The organism is Macrococcus lamae, from assembly GCF_004359545.1.
GTDB classification, from domain to species: Bacteria; Bacillota; Bacilli; order Staphylococcales; family Staphylococcaceae; genus Macrococcus; species Macrococcus lamae.
Genome location: NZ_SCWB01000009.1, coordinates 63,061 through 85,318 on the forward strand (window position 1 = coordinate 63,061; position 22,258 = coordinate 85,318).

Genomic DNA, 22,258 nt, shown 5'->3' on the forward strand with positions numbered 1-22,258 from the left:
CAGTGTTCACGATTGGCCTTGTGATCTTGATAGTTATCCAACTCATTTCACTGCACTACTTGATTGTCCTTACCTTTTCTCTTATAATTAATACGAATCGAATATTACACCGATAAAAAGACGGGATACATAAATTCAGTTTAGAGAGTGATCGACTGTGGTGAAACGGTCACCTGAATGTTGTGTCTTTTCATCTTTTTGGTTGCTTAATAAGAAGTTAAGCCGGCTCTGCCCGTTACGCATGAATGAAGTGTATGCTTAGGCATAAATTTGGGTGGTACCGCGGAAGTCTTTCGTCCCTTTTTTGAGGATGATGGGCTATTTTTTTATCAATTTTTTAGGAGGATTATGATGGAACTTAAAGATAAGTTGAGTGCACTCCAAAGTGAAGCACTGGCTAAAGTAAGTGATGCGAGTGACGCACAAGGACTGCAGCAGGTGAAGGTTGAGTACCTGGGTAAGAAGGGGATTATCACTGGTTTAATGAAGGAAATGAAATCACTGCCAAACGAGGAGAAACCGAAGTTCGGTCAGCTGGTCAATGAGGCGCGTCAGGCGGTTGAGGCGGCAATGACTGAGAAGGATACTGAACTGAAAGAGAAGGCGATCAATGACAAGCTTGCGAATGAAACGATTGATATTTCGTTACCTGGCCGTAAGTTCAATATCGGTAGTGCGCATCCGCTTACGAAGATTGTCGAGGAGCTTGAGGATCTGTTCATCGGTCTTGGCTATGAGGTTGTTGAAGGTTATGAAGTTGAAACGGATTACTATAACTTTGAAGCGCTGAATCTGCCGAAGTCTCACCCGGCGCGTGATATGCAGGACAGCTTCTATATCACTGAGGAACTGTTGATGCGTACGCATACGTCTCCGGTTCAGGCAAGAACACTTGAGAGCCGTAAAGGTCAAGGACCGGTCAAGATTATCTGTCCGGGTAAAGTATACCGTCGTGACAGCGATGATGCGACACATAGTCATCAGTTCACACAGATTGAAGGGCTTGTCGTGGATGAGAATATCAAGATGAGTGACTTAAAAGGAACGCTTGAGTTATTCGCGAAGAAGATGTTCGGCGCTGACCGTGAGATTCGTCTTCGTCCAAGTTTCTTCCCGTTTACTGAGCCTTCTGTTGAAGTAGATATCTCATGCTTCAAGTGCGGCGGTGCGGGCTGTAACGTCTGTAAGGGCACAGGCTGGATCGAGATTCTTGGTGCCGGTATGGTGCATCCGAATGTGTTAGAGATGGCTGGATTCGATTCAGAGAAATATTCAGGATTCGCGTTCGGTATGGGTCCAGACCGTATCGCCATGCTGAAATATGGTATTGAAGATATCCGTCATTTCTATACGGATGACTTGCGTTTCCTTGAACAGTTCAAAGCAGTAGAAGATGGAGGTAGTGAACATGTTAGTCAGTAAAGAATGGCTGAATGAATTTGTCCGCGTCAATGTGCCGGTCGAGGAACTGGCAGAGAAAATTACAAGAAGCGGTATCGAAGTGGAAGAAATCACAGATTATTCGAAAGACATCAAGAATCTCGTTGTAGGGCACGTTCTTACTAAAGAGAAGCATCCTGACGCTGATAAATTGAATGTCACGACTGTTGATGTCGGTGATGAGACACTGCAGATCGTCTGCGGTGCACCGAATGTGGATGCGGGTCAGTACGTTATCGTCTGTAAACCGGGCGGCCGCCTGCCAGGTGGCGTGAAGATTAAACGTGCGAAACTGCGCGGTATTGAATCGAATGGGATGATCTGTTCACTCGGCGAACTGGGTATTCCGAAGAACCTTGTGCCGGCACAGTACGAATCAGGGATCTTCAATTTTCCTGAAGAAGTGACACCGGGCACGGACGCACTTGAAGCGTTATTCTTAGCAGATGGTGTCATGGAATTCGGTCTGACGCCTAACCGCGCAGATGCAATGAGTATGTTAGGTAGTGCGTATGAAGTGAGTGCATTATACGAGGAAGATATTCAGTTCCCGGAAGCAGAATTGAACGAGTCAGGCAATGCTAGTGACCATATCAGCGTTAAAATTGATGACTTAGAGGCTTCACCGTATTATGCAGCGCGTATTGTTCAGAACGTAGAAATCAAACCTTCTCCGACGTGGATGCAGATGCGCCTCATTAAAGCAGGTGTTCGTCCGATCAATAACGTTGTCGATGTCTCGAACTACGTTATGATGGAACTCGGACAGCCACTTCATATATTTGATGCTGACCAGATCGGCTCGAAAGAAATCGTCGTTCGGTATGCTACTGACGGTGAGAAGATGACAACACTTGACGACAAGGAATGTGAACTCACACCGGAAGATATCGTCGTGACTAACGGTAAAGACCCGGTCGCTCTAGCAGGAGTCATGGGTGGCGATTTCTCTGAAGTGACAGATACTACAACAAACGTCGTTATTGAATCAGCACTTTTCAATCCGGTAAATGTCCGTAAGACATCGCGCAAAACAGGTCTCCGCTCTGAAGCGTCAAGCCGCTTTGAAAAAGGAATTGCACCTGAACGAGTTAATATGGCAGTTGACCGTGCAGCATTTTTACTTCAGGAACATGCGAAGGGTAATGTGTTAGCAGGTGTCGTATCAGCAGGTGAATTGCCTGAACTCGAAGTAATGGTTCAGATTACAACAGACGAAGTGAATGATTTGATTGGTTTTGACCTGTCTAACACTGAAATCAAGAATATCTTTGAACGTCTCGGCTTTGACAGCCAGGTTGATGGCGATTCTTTCAACGTCCATGTACCGACGCGTCGCGGTGATATTACGATCAAAGAAGACTTGATTGAAGAAGTGGCACGTATTTATGGTTATGACGAATTACCATCGACACTGCCGGTAACAAGCTCGAATAAACAAGTGGGCTTAACCGCTTATCAAGCGAAGCGCCGTGCCGTGAAGCATCTATTAGAAGGGCTCGGCTTAAATCAGGCGATCACCTATGCACTCGTATCAGAAGAGAAGGCGCAGCAGTTCACTAACAAGTCTCATGACACCGTGAAACTGATGATGCCGATGAGTGCGGATCATGCTGTTCTGCGTCAAAGTCTGCTGCCTCATCTGATCGATGCGGTGCAATATAATAATGCGCGTCAGATGAAAGACGTCGCCCTCTATGAAATCGGAAATGTTTTCCACGGCCGCGGTGACACTCAGCCGGTAGAGATCGAAAAGTTAGCAGGTATTATAACGGGCAACTTCAGTGCAACTGAATGGCAGGGTAAAGTAGAAGCGGTCGATTTCTTCATCATCAAAGGAATCGTTGATGCGCTCTCCGAGAAATTAAATGTCACGTTCAGTTACGAACGTGCTGACATGACTGAACTGCATCCTGGCCGCAGTGCAAATGTTCTTATGAATGGTGAAGTGGTCGGTGTGATCGGTCAGCTGCATCCGATTGTCGAACGTGCCCAAGACTTAAAAGCAACGTATGTATTTGAACTGAATTTGCAGCGTATTCTGGAAGAGCCAAGTGCTGTCAAATATCACATGATTCCGAAATTCCCTGGTATCTCCCGTGATATTGCACTAGAAGTTGATCGCAGCAGAAGTACAGGTGAACTGATTGAAGTGATTATGAACACAGACAACAAGTATCTTCAGCGCGCGACAGTCTTTGACGTTTACGAAGGTGAACATATCGCTGAAGACAAGAAATCTGTTGCTATCCGTATGGAATTCCTGAATCCTGAAGACACACTGAAAGATGCGGATATCCAGCCGATTGTTGATAAAGTCCTTGAGAACTTGACTCAGACGGGTGCCAAACTCCGTGGATAATTTTTTAGAGACCTTTTGAGGTCTCTTTTTTTAAAAAAATTTAAAAGTCTGTGAAAATACTGGGCAGATGCAGTAAAATCGTATTTAATGGAAGTATCAATGAAAAACTGGAAAAGAGGGCTGTGAATGAAAAAAATAATGAGTGTAGCTGTTGGTCTAGCTATACTGGGGATGGGTCAGCAGGCTGAAGCAGCGGCACCAAAAACTTGTAATATCACTGTTCAGTATACTGGCAAACAGTATAAAATCAACAATATACCGATTGCAAATAAGCAGTACGGGATGGCGAGGAGTTTCAATCCCGGTGCGAATAAGACGATGATCAGCGCTTATCATAAGATGAAAGCAGCCGCTCTGAAGAAAGGGATTGTCCTCGATGTTGTCGGTGCACCAGGCGCTTATGGTTATAGAAGTTATGCAACACAGAAACAGCTTTACAATAATTATATCTATATGTACGGATTCGACTATGCATCAAAAATCTCTGCGAAACCCGGGACAAGTGAACATCAGCTAGGACTTGCGATAGATATTAGAGATGGAACGAATTATGGAACATTGACTACAGCATTCCAGTATACAGCAGCTTCTAAATTCATCAAGGAAAACGGGCAACGGTATGGGTTTATTGTCCGCTATCCAGCTGGTAAGGAAAGTATCACAGGCTTTATGTATGAGCCATGGCATATCCGTTATGTCGGTGTGACAACTGCGACTAGAATTAAAGCAAATCAGACAACATTGGAAGAATATTTAGGTGTAGCAGGAAGAAGTAAACTATATTCCGGCACTCATAAAGTCAAAGGGTATATCTGCAATTATTAAAGGAGAGGGCACTGTCCTCTCCTTTATTTGCTGCTTTAAGGTTTTCTTTTCGTAATAGATTTTGAAATATACCATAGCAGATAAGCAAATACTGCAAGTCCTGCTCCTATATAAATAGATTCCATATTACCTCTTCCTTTCCAGAAGTGCTAAAGCTTTCGCTCTGTTTTTAAAGTCTTTCTTGGTGATTGTATCGAGATAATCAACTGACTTTCTTGCGATGATTTTTGCGGCCTGTACATCCACTTTAGCACCGGCGCCTTTATAAATAGAGAGTCCTGTTTCTTCTTCGATTTTATCCATCCATTTGACAAACGCATAACGTGAGATGATACTTGCCGCTGCTATCGCAATGGCTTTAGATTCCCCTTTTGTTTCAAATCTTGTCTTGTCACGTTCAGGAATGGAGGTCAGGGCGTAATTCTCGTAGACATTTTGAACTGCAAACTGATCGATGACAATATAGTCGACTGGGTGCTCAATTTTGTTCAGCACATTTGTAATTGCTTGATTATGCAGCACGGCTTTCATCTTCACCTGACTCCAGCCGATTGACTTACGCTCATTGTACTTAATATTATCAAGCACAAGCAATGAATGCGGTATAAATGGAATGATTTCTTCAGCGAGCTGACATATTTTAGTGTCGCTCAGTTTCTTTGAGTCCATGACACCCAGTTCTTTCAGAATCAATGCGTTGGTTTTCGTTACGTAGGCAGCACATACAGTCATCGGACCGAAGTAATCACCGGAGCCTGCTTCATCGGAACCGATGCAGTCAAAAGTATCGTAAGGAAACGTGCCGATATCTTCAGTACGGGTTTTTGGAGGAGCAGCTCCAATCAGTTCTGCAGCAAGGTTATCAGCATCTTTACCTTGAATCATTACTTTTCTGGATCGGTAGATGGAAATGGAATGCCCCTGTACTTTTGTCCGGGCTGTCATACCTGGCGGCAGACCTGCTGTTTCAAATGTGAACCGTTTCATTAATGCATTAATTTCTTCTTTAGTTAATACATTTACTACAGTACTCAATGGAAATCCCTCAACAGTCGTATTTTTATTGTGTATTCTTTATAAAAAATGGTAACATATAAAGTAAACGACGAACAGTGGAGTGGACCATATGGGTGAATTTAAAAATAGAATAACCGTCTCGATATATGATCAACATTACACGATTATCGGTGAAGACGAGCCGAGTCATATTAGACATGTTGCAGGACTTGTAGACAGTAGAATTCGTGAGATTTCAAAATATAATTCCGGTCTTGACACGTCGCGCAAGGCAGTCCTCACTGCTGTCAATATTATGGATGATTATGTCAAGCTGCAGGAGAAATACGAAGAATTGCTTGCTGCCTATGAATCAGAAGGGCAAGGTCCGGTAAATGATTGATATTATTTTATTGTTTTTCCTTGTACTGGGCACAGTCATTGGCCTCAGAAGAGGATTTATACTGCAATCCATGCATTTAATAGGAACCATCAGTTCTTTGGTTATTGCCCGGATTTTCTATAGAGGGCTTGCTGAAAAACTTGATATGATCATTCCCTATCCATCTGCAAATCAGCAGTCTTCTGTGCTGATAGATTGGATTGACAGCGAGCATGCATTTTACAACATCGTCAGTTTTATCTTTCTGTTTATTATCAGTAAGGTTATTCTGCAGATGGTGGCAACAGTTTTTGACTATATCGCGCAATTGCCACTCTTGAAGCAGTTGAATGCATCACTCGGATCATTACTCGGTTTTATCGAGAGCTATCTGCTTGTATTTATTCTGTTTTTCTTTGTTGCGATGATACCTGCACCGTTCATTCAGGAGCGGATTGATGGCAGCCATATCGCAAGATTTATTGTGGAATATACTCCGATACTAAGCAATCGTGCGATTCACTGGTTCCAGAATGCAGCGTTCATTCATATATTTAATTCATAAGTCATAGGCGCAGGTCTATGACTTTTATTTTGGAGGTCACTATATGACAAAAAAAGATTATATTAAGCTATTGGAAACAGTCGGATTATATATGGAATTAAAAGGTGAGAACAGCTTTAAAGTGTCGGCCTACAGAAAAGCAGCGGGCACTATCGAACAGTCACAGACGCCGATTGACGACATTGAAGATTTTTCTGTGCTGCCAGGAATCGGTAAGAGTGTGTCAGAACTGCTGGATGAGTACAGAACTACAGGTCAATCTTCTCTGCTGGACGAACTTAAATCCCAGGTACCTGAAGGACATATTAAAATGTTGAAAATCAGAAACTTAGGTGCAAAGAAAATCGTCAAGCTTCATAAAGAACTTGGCATCACGACGATTGATGAACTGCAGGCAGCGTGTACTGAAGGACGCGTAAAAGAACTTGCCGGGTTCGGAGCGAAGACCGAAGAAACGATATTGAAAGGCATTGAAGAGTTAAATACAAAGCGTGACCTCAGTATTAACGAAGCAGTCAAGCTGACTTCATTCATCAATGAGGGGCTGGAGAACTGTGCTTCTATTACGCGTTATCAAGTTGCAGGCAGTCATAGACGTATGAAAGAGTACAGTAAGGACCTGGATTATATAGTTGAAACTGATGCACCTGAGCATGCGGCAGGCGAGATTGAATCATTGGATATTGTGACACATGTAGAAGTAAGTGGCAGTGAAAAAGTATCTGTTACTATTATGATTGAAGATCTGGAGACATCAGTGGACTTCAGATTTACTGATCATGCAGGATTCACACAGATGCTGAATCATTTCACCGGCAGTAAAGATCATAATGTAAAGATGCGTCAGTTTGCTAAAGCACGCGGCGAGAAAGTGAATGAATATGGCATTACGACAAAGGACGGGGAACTGATACAATATGCGACTGAGGAAGAAATCTATCAGCATTACGGACAGCAGTTCATCCCACCGGAGATGAGGGACACAGTCGATGCATTTGACGTCGACCAGTCGTCGATACTGTCACTTGGCGACATTAAAGGCGACCTTCATATGCATACGACTGCAAGTGATGGTGCTCACGAACTTGAGGAGATGATTGAAGCGTGCATTAAGAAAGGGTATGACTACATGGTCATCACGGATCACTCAAAAAGCCTGCGCGTGGCGAATGGTCTGACTATTGAACGGCTGCTGGAACAGCATGAGAAGATTAAAGTGCTTGATAAAGCTTACAGTGAAATCGATATATACAGCGGCACTGAAATGGATATACTGCCTGACGGGACAATGGATTTTCCGGATGAGGTTCTCGCACAGCTGGACTATGTGATTGCAGCCATCCATCAATCTTTCAGTCAGTCTGAAAGCAGAATTATGGAACGGCTGATGAATGCCTGTCATAATCCTTATGTCAGACAGATTGCCCATCCAACCGGTCGACTGCTCGGTTCCCGTGCCGGCTATCCGGTTAATATGGAGCAGCTCATTAAGACTGCGAGAGAGACAGGGACCGTGCTGGAAGTCAATGCTCATCCGATAAGACTGGATATCAGCAGCACTGTATTAAAGGACAATCCAGGACTGAAAATTGCCATCAATACAGACGCCCATCATATCAATCATCTTGACTTAATGAAGTATGGCGTCGGAACAGCCATTAAAGGCCATGTCATAACAGAACAGGTCATCAATACAATGACGCGTAGTGAATTCAGGAAATGGCTTAAGGAAGGAAAGAAATAAAATGAACGTTAAAGCATTAAATGTTTTAGAATATCATCGCGTTAAAGAACGCGTACTGGCACTCTCTCAAAATGAAGTGAGCAGCGCGCTGATTCACGAGTTGCAGCCGTCCAGTGATAAAGATTGGTTAACGAATCAGCTTTTTAAACTTGAAGAAGCGCGGCTGATTCACATGCAGGGCAGTGAACCTGGCATGAGTACGCTGACTGCAGTTCAAAGTTTGACGAAACGCGCCCATATCGGCTCTATGCTTAGCGTGACAGAACTTAACCGTATCAAGAATAATATACGGGTGACTAATCGGTATAAAACATACATCCTTAACTTGTCTGAGGGAGGAGATGTAAACCTTCCGCTGCTGGCAGCACAATTTCAGAAGCTGCCGGTGTTAAGTCATATCAGTGACGAAATAGAGGCAAAATGTGATGAAGTGGAGCTTCGTGACAATGCCTCTTCTGTGCTCTACGATATCCGTCAGCAGAAAAAAACCATCAATAGAAGAATTAAAGATAAACTGGATTCCATCGTTCGATCGCAGGCAAATCAGAAAAAATTATCTGATGCTATTGTGACGATCCGTAACGATCGACAAGTGATTCCGGTGAGAAGTGAATATAAGCAGGACTTCCCGGGAATTGTCCATGATACATCGGCATCAGGTCAGACGTTCTACATTGAACCGAATAGTATAGTAGAACTCAGCAGCCAGTTGAATACCATCGCTGCGCGCGAGAATGAAGAAGTCAGCCGGATTTTGTACGAGCTGTCAGGAATTATTGCGGAAGTTCATCATGACATCAACTGGGTGACAGATGTGATGGGAGAACTGGACTATCAGCTGGCGAAAGCGAAATATGGTCATTCAATCAAAGGGGTGATTCCTGTCATTCTGGACGAACGGACGATTGACCTGCCGCTTGCCTGGCATCCTCTGCTTGACCAGAAGACAGTCGTTAAAAATAGTATTATATTCGGTGATGACATTCATTCAGTCATTATTACCGGTCCGAATACAGGTGGTAAGACAGTCACCCTTAAAACAGTCGGCTTAATCATTTTGATGGCACAGTCCGGTTTGATGATTCCCGCTGCAGAAGGAGCAGCGCTCAGCATCTACCATGAGGTGTTCTGCGATATCGGTGATGAACAGTCGATTGAACAGTCACTATCTACCTTCTCAAGTCATATGACGAATATCGTTTCCATATTAAAAGAGATGGACGACAAAAGCGTTGTACTGTTTGATGAGCTCGGTTCAGGGACAGATCCTTCCGAAGGCGCAGCACTTGCGATGAGTATACTCGACCGTTGTCTGGAGAAGAACGTTATGACGATGGCAACGACGCACTATCCGGAGCTGAAAGCCTACAGCTATAACCGCAGTCATGTGATGAATGCAAGTGTAGAATTCGATGTAGAAACATTAAGTCCGACGTATAAATTATTGATGGGTGTCCCCGGAAAAAGTAACGCTTTTGAGATTTCGAAGAAACTGGGACTCGATCTGTCGGTGATCAAACATGCCAGACAGCTGATTCATATGGATAATGCTGAGGTCAATGAAATGATCACCGCTCTTGAGAAAAATACACGTCAGGCAGAAAACGACCGCATCAATATGGAGGCGCTGAAGAAAGAAGCAGAACAGCTTCATAAAGAACTTTCGGAGCAGTATGAGCAATATATGTCAAATAAAGAGTCATTGATAGAGCAGGCTAAATTGTCTGCTAATGATATTATTACAAAAGCTGAAAAAGCGGCGGATGATATCATCAGAGATTTAAAGACATTGCGCACTGAACAGCAAGGCATTAAAGAAAATGAACTGATTGAGAAAAAAGGACAGTTTAAAGATCTATATAATGAAACAACTCTTAAAAAAACACATAAGATTGAAGAGCAGCAGACGATTGAACCAGGAGATAATGTCAAAGTGCTGTCCTATGGGCAAAAAGGTGTGATTCTGTCGGTGGATAACGATGAAGCGGTTGTTCAGATGGGAATCATCAAAATGAAACTGCCGCTGTCAGACTTTAAGAAAGAACAGCCGGAGAAGGACAAGCAAATACGGGTCGTTCCTCTTGTGAACCGTCAGACGATAAAAATGGAACTGGATTTACGCGGTGAGCGCTATGAAGATGCACTTGTGCGACTTGAAAATTATCTGGATCAGGCACTCCTCAGCAATTACAATCAAGTCACTATCATTCACGGGAAAGGCACCGGGGCACTTCAAAAAGGTGTACAGGATTACTTGAAACGCGCTAAAGAAGTTAAATCATTCCGAGGCGGTATGCCTTCTGAAGGCGGATTCGGTGTGACAGTCGTTGAACTGAAATAGGAGGATGATCATTATGTGGAATTTTGATATGTATAAACTTGCCATTGTTTTAATTATTGTCGCTTCGCTGATGCTCATCAGTGGCGTTATCTACTTGTTTTTGCAGTAATAAAATTAAAAGAAGTAATATTCTGCAAATGACTTGACGGAAAATTACTTCTTTTTTATACTAATAGTTGAATGAATGGTCATTCATTAGAGAGGAAGAACTTTATTGACAGAGAAAAGACAACTGATTATTAATGCAGCGGTAGAAGTGATTGCTGAACATGGTTACCACGGGGCACAAGTATCAAGGATCGCAAAGCAGGCAGGCGTTGCTGATGGCACTATCTATCTCTATTTTAAGAACAAGGATGATATTTTGTTCGGCCTGTTTGAATATAAGGTTGATCAGCTTATGAAGACGATGGAACAGACGCTAGGGAATTTATCGCCGGAAAAGCAACTGAAGATATTTGTCAGAAATCACGTGGAATGGCTGGCGCTCGATCAGCCGCTTGCTGCTTGTGTACAGCTGGAACTCAGACAATCGAAGAAAGAGATGAGAAACAAGCTGAATCATCTGCTTATTCCTTATCACCGCCTACTCAATGATATTCTCGTCAAAGGGATAGAGGCGGGCGACTTTGATAACACAATGAATCTGAAGTTTGCGAGACAGCTGATATTTGGAGCAGTGGATGAGGCGATATCCACCTGGGTCGTGTCAGACTTCAAATATGACATCCTCGCACAATTCGACGAGTTATATTACTTGATCAGTAAAGCCGTGAGGAGGGGACAATTACATGATTGATATGGTGGTCAATAACCATATTTGCACACTGACACTCAACAGACCAAAAGCAAATGCTTTGTCGACTGAACTGATTTCACAGCTTAACGATAAGCTTGACGCAGTCGAGTCAGATGAATCTATACGAGTTGTACTGCTGCAAGGTGAAGGTAGATTTTTCTCTGCCGGTGCTGACATCAAGGAATTTACTGTACGCAGTGCAGCCGAACTTGAACAGCAGAGCCGTGATACTCATGTCATTTTTAATAGAATCGATAAGTTCAAAGTGCCTGTCATCGCTCTGATCAAAGGAGCAGCACTCGGTGGAGGATTAGAACTTGCGATGAGCTGTCATATCCGTCTGTCGACGACGGATGCTAAAATCGGGCTGCCGGAAATAAATCTTGGAGTGATGCCGGGCTATTCTGGAATCCGCCGTCTAAAAAGTTATATCGGGACAGCAAAAGCATTGGAAATGGCGTTGACTGGTCAACCTATAGATGGCTTGCAGGCTGAAGAGAGAGGACTCGTGACAAAAGCTTTTCAGACAGAAGATGAAATGATGCAATATGCGATTGATTTAAGTGCTAAGATCGCCAGCTACTCAACTGATTCCATCCGCGGCATTATGTCAGTGAGTGCTGAAGCTATTGATGGAAACAGTGATGAGATTGAAGCGCAGCTGTTCGGCCGTATATTTGAAACAGAGAATGCTATAGAAGGTATCGAAGCATTTATCAGCAAACGTAAGCCTGACTTTAAATAACATCGACAAAGGGGAAAAAAGATGAATATTTATGTACTGATGAAACGCACATTTGACACTGAGGAACGCATCCAGCTGCAAGGGAATAAAATCGATGAAGAAAGCGCAGAGTTTATCATCAATCCATATGATGAATATGCGATTGAAGAAGCTGTCAAACTGAAGGAAGAGCACGACGGAGAAATAGTTGTGCTGACTGTCGGCGATGAAGAAAGTGGAAAAGAACTCCGTACAGCGCTCGCTATGGGAGCAGACCGCGCAGTGCTGATCAATGCAGAAGATGACTATGACGAGTTTGACAGCACAAGCATTGCAAAAATCATTGCCGGCTACCTGGCTGAAGAAGAGGTAGATGTCATTCTTGCGGGCAATGTGGCGATTGACGGTGGCAGCGGTTCTGTCGCTCCGGCTGTAGCAGAACTGCTGAATATTCCTTACGTGACGACAGCGGTAGAACTAACTATAGAAGGAACAACTGCCTATATTACAAGAGATGCCGAAGGAGACACTGAAAAGGTGACGGTACAGCTGCCATTTCTGATGACTTGTCAGCAAGGTCTGAATGAACCGCGTTATCCATCTCTGCCGGGCATTATGAAAGCGAAGAAAAAACCGCTGGATGAATTGGAACTGGATGATATCGATGTTGACGATTTTAAAGCACTGACATCTGTGAATAATGTCACAATGCCGGAAGAAAAAGCGGCGGGACGCATTCTTGATGGTGAACTGAACGCTCAGGTGGATGAGCTGGTCGGAATTCTGTTCAATGATAAGAAGATAGTCGGATAAGAAAAGGGGATATATCATGACGAATATTTTAACTGTAGCGGAAATTAAAGATAACCAACTGAGAAACGTATCGTTTGAAGCAATAGCGCTCGGCAAAGAGCTCGGAACAGTCACAACGCTTCTTATCAATGGTACAGATGACATGGTTCAGCAGTTATCAGCTCACGGGGCTGACAGCATAGTGACAGTGACCAATGAAAAGCTCGCACCTTATAGTAACGACGGCTATACGCAAGCAATCTCAGCTGCGCTTGATACAGTGAATCCAGAATATTTAATACTCGGCCATACGGCAATCGGTAAAGACATTGCACCAAGAATTGCAATCAGAAGAAACGCCGGACTGATCACTGATGTGATAGATTATGACGGCAACAGTTATAAACGTCCTGTCTATTCCGGTAAAGCATTTGAGGAAAAGACATTTAACAGTGAATTTAAAGTCATTACGATCAGACCGAACAACTTTGCAGTGCAAAATATGGCGGGAGCAGGTGAAGTCACGCCGCTTGATGTAGAGATCAAGGATTTAAGAACAACAATCAATGAAATTGTTCAGAAGACAACAGCTGGGGTGGATTTGGCAGAAGCGAAAGTCGTCGTTGCAGGTGGACGCGGTGTCAAATCAAAAGAAGGATTTGACATGCTTCAGGAACTAGCGGCGGTGCTCGGTGGTGCGGTCGGTGCTTCGCGAGGCGCGACAGACGCTGAATACTGTGACTATTCTCTTCAGATCGGTCAGACAGGTAAAGTCGTCACTCCTGACCTTTATATTGCCTGCGGTATATCCGGGGCAATCCAGCATTTAGCAGGAATGAGCAATGCAAAAGTCATCGTTGCCATTAACAAAGATCCTGAAGCAAATATTTTCAGTGTAGCTGATTATGGGATCGTCGGAGATTTGTTTGAAGTCGTACCGATGCTGACTGATGCATTTAAAGCTGCTCGAGTATGAGCAAAGAGGGTGACGATGTAATAGCTCCATGTTATACTCCTGTTATCATGATTTTTTAGGAGGAACTAGCAATGGCATTGATTAATGCAACTGATGCAAACTTTGAAGAAAATATTAAAGAAGGCGTTACTTTAGTAGACTTTTGGGCACCTTGGTGTGGACCATGTAAAATGATCGCTCCAGTACTTGAAGATTTAGCAGGAGACATCGAAGGTAAAGCTAACATTGTCAAAGTAGATGTTGATGAAAACCAGACTACAGCAGCTAAATTTGAAGTGATGAGCATTCCGACTCTACTAGTCTTTAAAGACGGTCAAGTGGTAGATAAAGTCGTAGGTTTCCAACCTAAAGAACAACTACAATCAGTACTTGAAAAACATTACTAAGAAGCGTTTTAGACGCATTTAAAAGAGCTTCGGCTCTTTTTTATTTTGAATGGGGAAATGTGTATGGAAGATTTTCAACTAAAAATCAGACGCAAACTTGCAGTTCTTCCGATGGAGCCGGGCTGTTATTTGATGAAAGACAGACAGAATGAAATCATCTATGTCGGCAAAGCAAAGAACCTGCGTAACCGTGTGCGTTCGTACTTCAATGGTGCGCATGACGAAAAGACGACACGTCTTGTCGCTGAAATCCGGGATTTTGAATTTATCATTACTAGCACTGAGATTGAATCACTGCTGCTGGAGCTGACTTTAATCAAAAAGCATTATCCGCGCTATAATATTTTATTAAAAGATGACAAAAGTTATCCGTTCATTAAGATTACGAAGGAAAAGCATCCTCGACTGCTTGTCACTCGCCAGGTCAAAAAGAATACAGGCAAATATTTCGGACCGTATCCCAATGCTTATTCTGCCCAGGAAACGAAAAAACTGCTGGACCGTATTATTCCATTTCGTAAATGTAATCACATGCCGGATAAACTCTGTCTTTATTATCATATCGGTCAATGTCTTGGACCGTGCGTCTATCCGGTGGAAGAACAAGCTTATCAGGAGATGGTGCAGACCGTCACCCAGTTTTTAAATGGTGAAGACTCGACCATTATAGAAGATCTTCGCACTAAGATGGAAGAGGCAAGTCTCACTCTAAACTTTGAACAGGCAAAGGAATATCGCGACCTGATAAGCCATGTCGAATCCATTATGTTCAAGCAGAAGATGATGACTGCTGATATGACGGTACGGGATATTTTCGGCTACAGCGTTGATAAAGGCTGGATGTGTGTGCAGGTGTTTTTCATCAGACAGGGGAATTTAATTGAACGCAATGTCACCATGATTCCGCTGCTCCAGGATCCTGAAGATGCCTTCTATAATTTTATCGGTCAGTTTTACCAGCTTAACCAGAACATTTTACCGCGAGAAGTGCATATCCCGGTCGGTCTCGATATCGACATGGTACGTTCAGTTGTTGATACGAAAGTCATTCAGCCGGTCAGAAGAACGAAAAGGGAAATGGTCGACCTTGCAGAGAAAAACGCAAAAATCGCATTATCCAATAAATTTGAGATTATTGAACGGGATGAATCAAGAACAATCAATGCCATCGAGGAGCTTGGATGTGCGATGAACATCCAGACACCCATTCGTATAGAAGCATTTGATAATTCCAACATACAGGGGACAGACCCTGTGTCAGCTATGATTACGTTTATAGATGGCCGACCAAGCAAGAAGGATTACCGGAAATATAAGATTCGCACCGTTGACGGACCGGATGACTACAAGTCGATGGCAGAAGTAGTCAGACGTCGTTATATGAGAGTTCTTAAGGAAGGCTTGCCGCTTCCTGATCTGATCATAGTCGACGGAGGCAAAGGACATATGAATATCATCAATAGCATGCTTGAAGACGAGCTCGGACTCGATATACCGGTTGCCGGCCTCAAAAAGAATGCAAAGCACCAGACGGCTGAACTGTTGTATGGTGACAATGCGGATATTATTCCACTGAATAAGAAAAGCCAGGCGTTTTATCTCCTGCAGCGAATACAGGATGAAGTTCACCGTTTTGCGATCACCTTCCATAGACAGACACGCAAGAAGACGGGACTGCAGTCGCAGCTCGATCATATCCCGGGCGTCGGACCGAAACGTAAAACACAGCTGATCAAGCATTTTGGTTCTATTAAAAGAATTAAAGAAGCACCACTTGACGAATTGACAGCACTTGGTATTCCTAAAACAACAGCAGAAATTATTCAGACCACTCTCAATAGTTAATGAAAAAATAAATTCTGGATATATTTATTTATATCATGTGAAATCACACCTCTAATTGATAATGATTATCATAGTCCACTGACTATTTAAAAGTGTTACAATAATTTCATAAAACAAGTCTTCAATTTTTTCTATTTTATGTAATCGGTTTCTTGATTTCGTAAATCATAAGGCGTAGAATTGAGTGTGTTCATTTGACTTGTCGAAAAAAATCATTAGGGGGGACTTCGCTTGGCGAAACCAGAACAGTCTTTTGCATTACGCAGGTTGCATTCTTTAATTGGGGTGCTGCCGATTGGTGTATTCTTACTCCAGCATTTATTTGTTAACCACTTTGCGGTTTACGGTCCAGAAAGCTTTAACAAAGCTTCTGACTTCATGGGTAACTTACCGCTTAAACTTATCCTTGAAACGGTAATCATTTACATTCCAATTTTATTCCATGCTATTTATGGGGTTTATATCGCATTTACAGCACGAAATAATATCGGTCATTATTCTACATTCCGTAATTGGATGTTCTTACTGCAGCGTGTCACAGGTGTCATTACATTCATCTTCATCGCAGTTCATGTATGGCAGACACGTGTACAAGTGGCGTTCGGTCATCACGTGGATTACAGCATGATGCATGATCTGTTTGCGAATCCGTTCTATATCGGTTTCTATATCATCGGTATTTTAAGCACTGTATTCCACTTTGCTAACGGTCTATGGTCATTTGCGGTCACTTGGGGAATTACTCAGAACGAGAAATCCCAGCGCATCATGACTTATGTATCACTATTCGTTTTCTTGGCAGTATCAGCTTTAGGTTTAACAGCTTTATTTGCATTCATTTAATTTAGAGGAGTGGCATATATATGGCAAACAGTAAGGTTATCGTTGTCGGCGGCGGTTTAGCCGGTTTAATGGCAGCGATTAAAGCAGCAGAACAGAACACGAGTGTTGAACTGTTCTCTTTAGTACCAGTTAAACGGTCTCACTCAGTATGTGCTCAAGGTGGGATTAATGGTGCGGTCAATACAAAAGGTGAAGGCGACTCGCCGTGGATTCACTTCGATGATACAGTGTACGGGGGAGACTTCCTGGCGAATCAGCCTCCTGTCAAAGCGATGACAGAAGCAGCACCGGCTATCATCCATTTGCTTGACCGTATGGGCGTCATGTTCAACAGAACACCTGAAGGTCTGCTTGACTTCCGTCGTTTCGGTGGAACATTACATCACAGAACAGCATATGCCGGCGCTACAACGGGTCAGCAGTTGTTATATGCGCTGGATGAGCAGGTCCGCCGCTATGAAGTAGAAGGGCTTGTGACTAAGTTTGAAGGCTGGGAATTCCTCGGTATTGTTAAAGATGACGAAGGAGCATGCCGCGGCATTATTGCGCAGAACTTAATCAGTTCAGAAATTCAATCATTCCCTGCTGATGCTGTTATTATGGCAACAGGTGGTCCTGGTATCATCTTCGGCAAATCAACAAACTCCATGATCAATACAGGTTCTGCAGCTTCTGTTGTCTACCAGCAAGGTGCAACTTATGCGAATGGTGAATTCATTCAGATTCACCCGACTGCGATTCCTGGAGATGATAAATTACGTCTGATGAGTGAATCTGCACGTGGTGAAGGTGGACGTGTCTGGACATATAAAGACGGTAAGCCTTGGTACTTCCTCGAAGAGAAATACCCGGACTATGGTAACTTAGTGCCTCGTGATATTGCGACACGGGAAATCTTCGATGTCTGCGTCAATCAGAAACTCGGCATCAACGGTGAAAACATGGTTTATCTTGATTTGAGCCATAAAGATCCGCATGAACTGGATGTAAAACTTGGGGGTATCATTGAAATCTATGAAAAATTCACTGGAGATGACCCACGTAAAGTACCGATGAAAATCTTCCCTGCAGTCCACTATTCGATGGGCGGCATCTGGGTTGATTATGATCAGATGACAAATATTCCTGGTCTGTTCGCAGCAGGTGAATGTGATTATTCGCAGCATGGCGGTAACCGTCTCGGTGCCAATTCATTATTATCTGCAATATACGGTGGTATGGTGGCAGGTCCTAATGCGATTAAGTATATTAAAGATCTAGAGACTTCTTATGAAGATATACCTGAAGAAGTTTTTGAACGTCAAGTTGAGAATGAAAAGAATCGTTTTGAGTCACTGCTCAGCATGCGTGGCACTGAAAACGCCTATAAACTTCATAAAGAACTCGGTGAAGTGATGACAGCAAACGTTACAGTTGTGCGTCATAATGATAAGCTGCTTGAAACTGATAAGAAAATTGTCGAACTAATGCAGCGTTATAAAGATATCGATATGGAAGACACAGCGACATGGAGTAATCAGGCAGTATTTTTCACTCGTCAACTATGGAATATGTTAGTTCTTGCCCGTGTCATGACGATTGGTGCGTATAACCGTAATGAGTCACGTGGTGCTCACTACAAACCGGAATTCCCGACTCGTAACGATGAAGAATGGTTGAAAACAACAATGGCGACATTCGATGGTCCTGAAAATCCTCCGGTCTTCAACTATGAAGATGTAGATGTCAGCTTGATTCCTCCACGTGTGCGTGATTACTCTAAAAAAGGAGGTAAACATTAATGGCAGAAAAAACGATTGAACTCGTAATCAGACGTCAGGCAAACCCTGAGTCAAAGCCTTACGATGAGAAATTTGTGATTCCTTATCGTCCTAACATGAATGTCATTGCTGCTTTGATGGAAATTCAGCGTAATCCTGTCAATGCTCAAGGTGAAAAAACAACACCTGTGACTTGGGACATGAACTGTCTTGAAGAAGTATGTGGTGCCTGTTCAATGGTCATTAACGGACGTGCACGTCAATCATGCTCTACAATCATTGATACATTGGAACAGCCGATTCGACTTGAACCGATGGCGACATTCCCAGTGATGCGTGACCTTCAAGTTGACCGTTCTAAAATGTTCGATAACTTAAAACGCGTTAAAGCATGGGTACCGGTTGATGGTACTTACGACTTAGGACCCGGACCTCGTATGCCTGAGAAAAAACGTCAGACAGCATACGAGCTTTCTAAATGTATGACATGCGGTGTTTGTCTTGAAGTATGTCCGAACGTCAATCAGAACTCAAAATTCATGGGAGCTCAGCCGATTTCTCAAGTCCGTTTGTTTAATCTGCATCCGACAGGAAGCATGAATAAAGATGAACGTCTTCATGCGTTGATGGGTGAAGGCGGGCTTGCTGAATGCGGTAACTCGCAGAATTGTGTCAAAGCTTGTCCTAAAGGAATACCTTTGACTACTTCTATTGCAGCGATGAACCGTCAGACGAACTTCCAGTTATTCAAATCATTCTTCGGCTCAGATTATCAGGTCAATTAATATGTTGGACAGGTGGAGATTTCCGCCTGTCCTGTTTTTTTGTTATGATATAAATATATGTGTTTGTCTGAAAAGGAGTAGTCATGAACAATAATGAAATCGTTATTCCACTTGAATATCAGTTAAGAAGAATTGCAGACCGGATTAAAATACAGGGACGAAGTATTCTGCAGTCATACAATATATCCAGCCAGCAGTTCATTGCGATTCAATGGCTGGAAGAAGGACCGATGACTGTGGGTCATTTAGCAGGTAATATGGGACTTGCTGTCTCTACGACTTCAGAGATGGTCGACCAGTTGATTTTAAAGAACTGCGTCAGACGTGAAAAAGATTTATATGACAAAAGGAAAGTCAACTTGCTCCTTGAACAGAAAGGTTATGACATTATAGAAGAAGTCATCACTTACCGTCAGGACTATCTGACTGGATTGATGAGCGGTATGACAGCGCATGAAAAAATAGAGCTGAAGCGTTCAGTGGAGATGCTGTATCAGGCAATAGGAGAACAGCACAATGAATAGACCGATCGGCGTGATTGATTCAGGCGTTGGTGGTCTGACAGTCGCGAAGGAGATTATGCGTCAGCTGCCAAACGAGACGATATTTTATCTTGGAGATGTTGCGCGTTGTCCATACGGGCCAAGACACGGCGAAGAGGTAAGAAAATATACGACCGAACTCGCCATGTTTCTGAGGACTAAAGATATTAAAATGCTTGTAATTGCCTGTAATACGGCTACAGCTGTAGCGCTGACGACTTTGCAGGATATGCTTCCCATTCCAGTGATCGGTGTTGTTGAGCCCGGTGCCCGTACTGCTATTATGACGACCCGCAATAATAAGGTTCTTGTCCTCGGAACAGAAGGGACCATCAAATCTGAAGCCTACCGGAAAATGGTCATGTCTATCAACCCAATGATAGAAGTGAAAGGAATCAGCTGCCCTGGATTTGTACCGCTCGTGGAGCAAGTCCGTTACAAAGACCCTATTGTCACGAACATCGTCATCCATCAGACATTAAAACAATGGCGCCATGATAATAGTGATACAGTAATTCTGGGGTGCACACATTATCCATTACTGAAGGAATATATTGAGCAGTATTTCGGAGGTGAAAAAACCATTATCTCATCAGGACTTGAAACAGCAAGAGAAGTCAGCGCACTTCTGACATTCAGTCAAGGACATGCGCACTTCACACAACTGAAACATCACCGTTTCTTTGTCAATGGGGACGCAGAGAAATTCACGCGTATTGCGAGAGAATGGCTTGAAGACGAAACGCTCGTTGTAGAATCCATTAATCTAGAGGAGGAACTCATGTGAAAGACATCGTCATAGCAACAAGCAACCAAGGAAAAATCAATGATTTCAAATATATATTTCCTGACGACAACGTCATCGGTATACAGACACTGATCAAGGATTTCGATGTAGAAGAAACAGGAGAGACATTTGAAGAGAATGCGAGTCTGAAATCTGAGGCTGCATGCCAGCTGCTCGGCAAGATGGTCATCGCTGACGATTCGGGACTATCAGTAGATGCTCTGAATGGGGAGCCCGGCATTTATTCAGCGCGTTATGCCGGACTTGATAAAAATGACAACGCTAATATAGATCTACTGCTGAAGAATATGAAGGACGTGACCGACCGCACGGCTCATTTTGTCTGTGCAGTTGCTGTCAGTGAACCAGGTCAGAAAACCAAAGTGTACCGAGGAGAAGTGAAAGGTGAAATCACTCATGAACGAAGAGGAAACGAAGGCTTCGGCTATGATCCAGTCTTCTACGTGCCAGAGCTGTGTCAAACGATGGCTGAACTGACTGGTGAAGAGAAAGCAGCCATCAGTCACCGCAGAAAAGCTATCGAGAAGCTGAAAATGGACTACTGAAAAGGAGTGACACTATGAAATGGGTAATTGTGAGCGATAATCACGGTATGGAATACATACTGACAGATATTAAATCTGTCCATGCTGATGCTGATTTATTTTTTCACCTTGGAGATTCTGAGTTTGATTTTCATGATGCAGAACTTAAAAGTTATATCAAAGTTGCTGGCAACTGTGATTACGGCAATGATTTCGAAGATGAAACGGTGGTTCAGTACAATGATATTAATGTCTATGCGGCTCATGGTCATCACTTATCCGTTAACCGTGGACTGCAGAATTTAGCAGCCAGAGCCATTAGTCATCAGTGTACCCTGGCATTCTATGGTCATACGCATGTGCGTCACGTAGAAACTGTTGATGGTGTTGTATGTATCAATCCCGGCAGTATCGCACAGTCACGAAGCAGCGAACCGGAAAGTTACGCGGTCATCACATTTGATGAAACAGAGAAGGTTATTACTTTTTTCAATCAGCAGCATGAGATCATGGATAAAGAAGTTTTAGTATTTTAGTTTAAAAAGGTGTAATAACACTATAAAACTTTTGATTGATCACTGTTTTCTCGTTAATTGTGGTTGACTTTAAAGTTCAAACTTGATTATAATTAATCTTGTCTTGAATGAGTCCTGGTAGCTCAGCTGGATAGAGCAACGGCCTTCTAAGCCGTCGGTCGGGGGTTCGAATCCCTCCCAGGACGCTAAACTTTAGGAAATGTGATTCTTCACATTTCCTTTTTTATTTGTGCAGAGTAAATAAATCGTTTAAAATTTAACTATCAATTGTGAGATAAGGGGT

At 43.1% G+C, this 22,258-nt stretch carries 21 protein-coding genes, 1 tRNA gene and 1 other annotated feature; of the genes, 21 read left to right on the forward strand and 1 reads right to left on the reverse strand.

The genetic code is table 11. The features are described 5' to 3' along the window. Window positions 1-103 precede the first annotated feature (103 nt). Window positions 104-304, forward strand: a binding site (T-box leader). 47 nt (window positions 305-351) lie between these two features. From pheS to ERX29_RS06245, 3 genes are all read left to right on the forward strand, one after another. Further along, the gene (gene pheS, locus ERX29_RS06235; protein ID WP_133443841.1) at window positions 352-1,422 is read left to right on the forward strand and encodes a phenylalanine--tRNA ligase subunit alpha; all 1,071 of its coding nucleotides are present in this window, start codon (window positions 352-354) and stop codon (window positions 1,420-1,422) included. Further along, complete coding sequence (pheT, locus tag ERX29_RS06240; protein WP_133443842.1) at window positions 1,409-3,802, forward strand: phenylalanine--tRNA ligase subunit beta; 2,394 nt, start codon at window positions 1,409-1,411, stop codon at window positions 3,800-3,802. The genes pheS and pheT overlap by 14 nt, the downstream gene beginning before the upstream one ends. A gap of 126 nt (window positions 3,803-3,928) precedes the next feature. Then, entirely contained in the window at window positions 3,929-4,627 is a 699-nt protein-coding gene (locus ERX29_RS06245) for a M15 family metallopeptidase (protein WP_133443843.1), read from the forward strand. A gap of 126 nt (window positions 4,628-4,753) precedes the next feature. Here ERX29_RS06245 and rnhC read toward each other — a convergent pair whose 3' ends face one another. Further along, window positions 4,754-5,662: a ribonuclease HIII gene (rnhC, locus tag ERX29_RS06250; RefSeq protein WP_133443844.1), complete on the reverse strand. Its 909-nt coding sequence runs from the start codon at window positions 5,660-5,662 to the stop codon at window positions 4,754-4,756. A gap of 91 nt (window positions 5,663-5,753) precedes the next feature. Between rnhC and zapA the strand changes: the two genes are divergently transcribed. The 18 genes from zapA (at window position 5,754) to ERX29_RS06340 (ending at window position 22,160) form a co-directional block, all read left to right on the forward strand. Further along, on the forward strand, window positions 5,754-6,026 hold the full coding sequence (gene zapA / locus ERX29_RS06255; RefSeq protein WP_133443845.1) for a cell division protein ZapA: 273 nt from the start codon (window positions 5,754-5,756) through the stop codon (window positions 6,024-6,026). Beyond that, on the forward strand, window positions 6,019-6,570 hold the full coding sequence (locus tag ERX29_RS06260; protein WP_133443846.1) for a CvpA family protein: 552 nt from the start codon (window positions 6,019-6,021) through the stop codon (window positions 6,568-6,570). The genes zapA and ERX29_RS06260 overlap by 8 nt, the downstream gene beginning before the upstream one ends. Window positions 6,571-6,613: 43 nt before the next feature. After that, window positions 6,614-8,314, forward strand: coding sequence for a DNA polymerase/3'-5' exonuclease PolX (gene polX / locus ERX29_RS06265; protein ID WP_133443847.1), 1,701 nt, complete (start codon window positions 6,614-6,616; stop codon window positions 8,312-8,314). 1 nt (window position 8,315) lies between these two features. Next, window positions 8,316-10,655 (forward strand): endonuclease MutS2, encoded by a 2,340-nt coding sequence (locus tag ERX29_RS06270; RefSeq protein WP_133443848.1) that lies wholly within the window; start codon window positions 8,316-8,318, stop codon window positions 10,653-10,655. 214 nt (window positions 10,656-10,869) lie between these two features. Next, the gene (locus tag ERX29_RS06275; RefSeq protein WP_133443849.1) at window positions 10,870-11,454 is read left to right on the forward strand and encodes a TetR/AcrR family transcriptional regulator; all 585 of its coding nucleotides are present in this window, start codon (window positions 10,870-10,872) and stop codon (window positions 11,452-11,454) included. Next, window positions 11,447-12,199, forward strand: a complete 753-nt coding sequence (locus ERX29_RS06280) for an enoyl-CoA hydratase-related protein (protein ID WP_133443850.1) — start codon at window positions 11,447-11,449, stop codon at window positions 12,197-12,199. Before ERX29_RS06275 ends, ERX29_RS06280 begins: the two co-directional genes overlap by 8 nt. A 21-nt stretch (window positions 12,200-12,220) precedes the next feature. Further along, window positions 12,221-12,991, forward strand: a complete 771-nt coding sequence (locus ERX29_RS06285; RefSeq protein WP_133443851.1) for an electron transfer flavoprotein subunit beta/FixA family protein — start codon at window positions 12,221-12,223, stop codon at window positions 12,989-12,991. Between the two features lie 13 nt (window positions 12,992-13,004). Beyond that, a complete protein-coding gene (locus ERX29_RS06290; RefSeq protein WP_133443852.1) occupies window positions 13,005-13,946 on the forward strand; it encodes an electron transfer flavoprotein subunit alpha/FixB family protein in 942 nt (313 codons plus the stop codon). Between the two features lie 71 nt (window positions 13,947-14,017). Beyond that, window positions 14,018-14,332: a thioredoxin gene (gene trxA, locus ERX29_RS06295; protein WP_133443853.1), complete on the forward strand. Its 315-nt coding sequence runs from the start codon at window positions 14,018-14,020 to the stop codon at window positions 14,330-14,332. 63 nt (window positions 14,333-14,395) lie between these two features. Next, the gene (gene uvrC / locus ERX29_RS06300) at window positions 14,396-16,177 is read left to right on the forward strand and encodes an excinuclease ABC subunit UvrC (protein WP_133443854.1); all 1,782 of its coding nucleotides are present in this window, start codon (window positions 14,396-14,398) and stop codon (window positions 16,175-16,177) included. Between the two features lie 231 nt (window positions 16,178-16,408). Continuing rightward, window positions 16,409-17,020: a succinate dehydrogenase cytochrome b558 subunit gene (locus ERX29_RS06305; RefSeq protein ID WP_133443855.1), complete on the forward strand. Its 612-nt coding sequence runs from the start codon at window positions 16,409-16,411 to the stop codon at window positions 17,018-17,020. Between the two features lie 20 nt (window positions 17,021-17,040). Beyond that, complete coding sequence (gene sdhA / locus ERX29_RS06310) at window positions 17,041-18,801, forward strand: succinate dehydrogenase flavoprotein subunit (RefSeq protein ID WP_133443856.1); 1,761 nt, start codon at window positions 17,041-17,043, stop codon at window positions 18,799-18,801. Continuing rightward, a complete protein-coding gene (gene sdhB, locus ERX29_RS06315; RefSeq protein WP_133443857.1) occupies window positions 18,801-19,565 on the forward strand; it encodes a succinate dehydrogenase iron-sulfur subunit in 765 nt (254 codons plus the stop codon). The genes sdhA and sdhB overlap by 1 nt, the downstream gene beginning before the upstream one ends. Before the next feature lie 83 nt (window positions 19,566-19,648). After that, window positions 19,649-20,089 carry a MarR family winged helix-turn-helix transcriptional regulator gene (locus ERX29_RS06320; RefSeq protein WP_133443858.1) on the forward strand — a complete coding sequence of 147 codons (441 nt, stop codon included), beginning with the start codon at window positions 19,649-19,651 and terminating at the stop codon, window positions 20,087-20,089. Then, window positions 20,082-20,894: a glutamate racemase gene (gene racE, locus ERX29_RS06325; RefSeq protein WP_133443859.1), complete on the forward strand. Its 813-nt coding sequence runs from the start codon at window positions 20,082-20,084 to the stop codon at window positions 20,892-20,894. Before ERX29_RS06320 ends, racE begins: the two co-directional genes overlap by 8 nt. Next, the gene (locus tag ERX29_RS06330; protein ID WP_133443860.1) at window positions 20,891-21,460 is read left to right on the forward strand and encodes an XTP/dITP diphosphatase; all 570 of its coding nucleotides are present in this window, start codon (window positions 20,891-20,893) and stop codon (window positions 21,458-21,460) included. Before racE ends, ERX29_RS06330 begins: the two co-directional genes overlap by 4 nt. A 14-nt stretch (window positions 21,461-21,474) precedes the next feature. Continuing rightward, entirely contained in the window at window positions 21,475-21,975 is a 501-nt protein-coding gene (locus ERX29_RS06335; protein ID WP_133443861.1) for a YfcE family phosphodiesterase, read from the forward strand. Between the two features lie 111 nt (window positions 21,976-22,086). Then, window positions 22,087-22,160: transfer RNA gene (locus tag ERX29_RS06340), tRNA-Arg, on the forward strand. The last annotated feature ends 98 nt before the right edge of the window (window positions 22,161-22,258 follow it).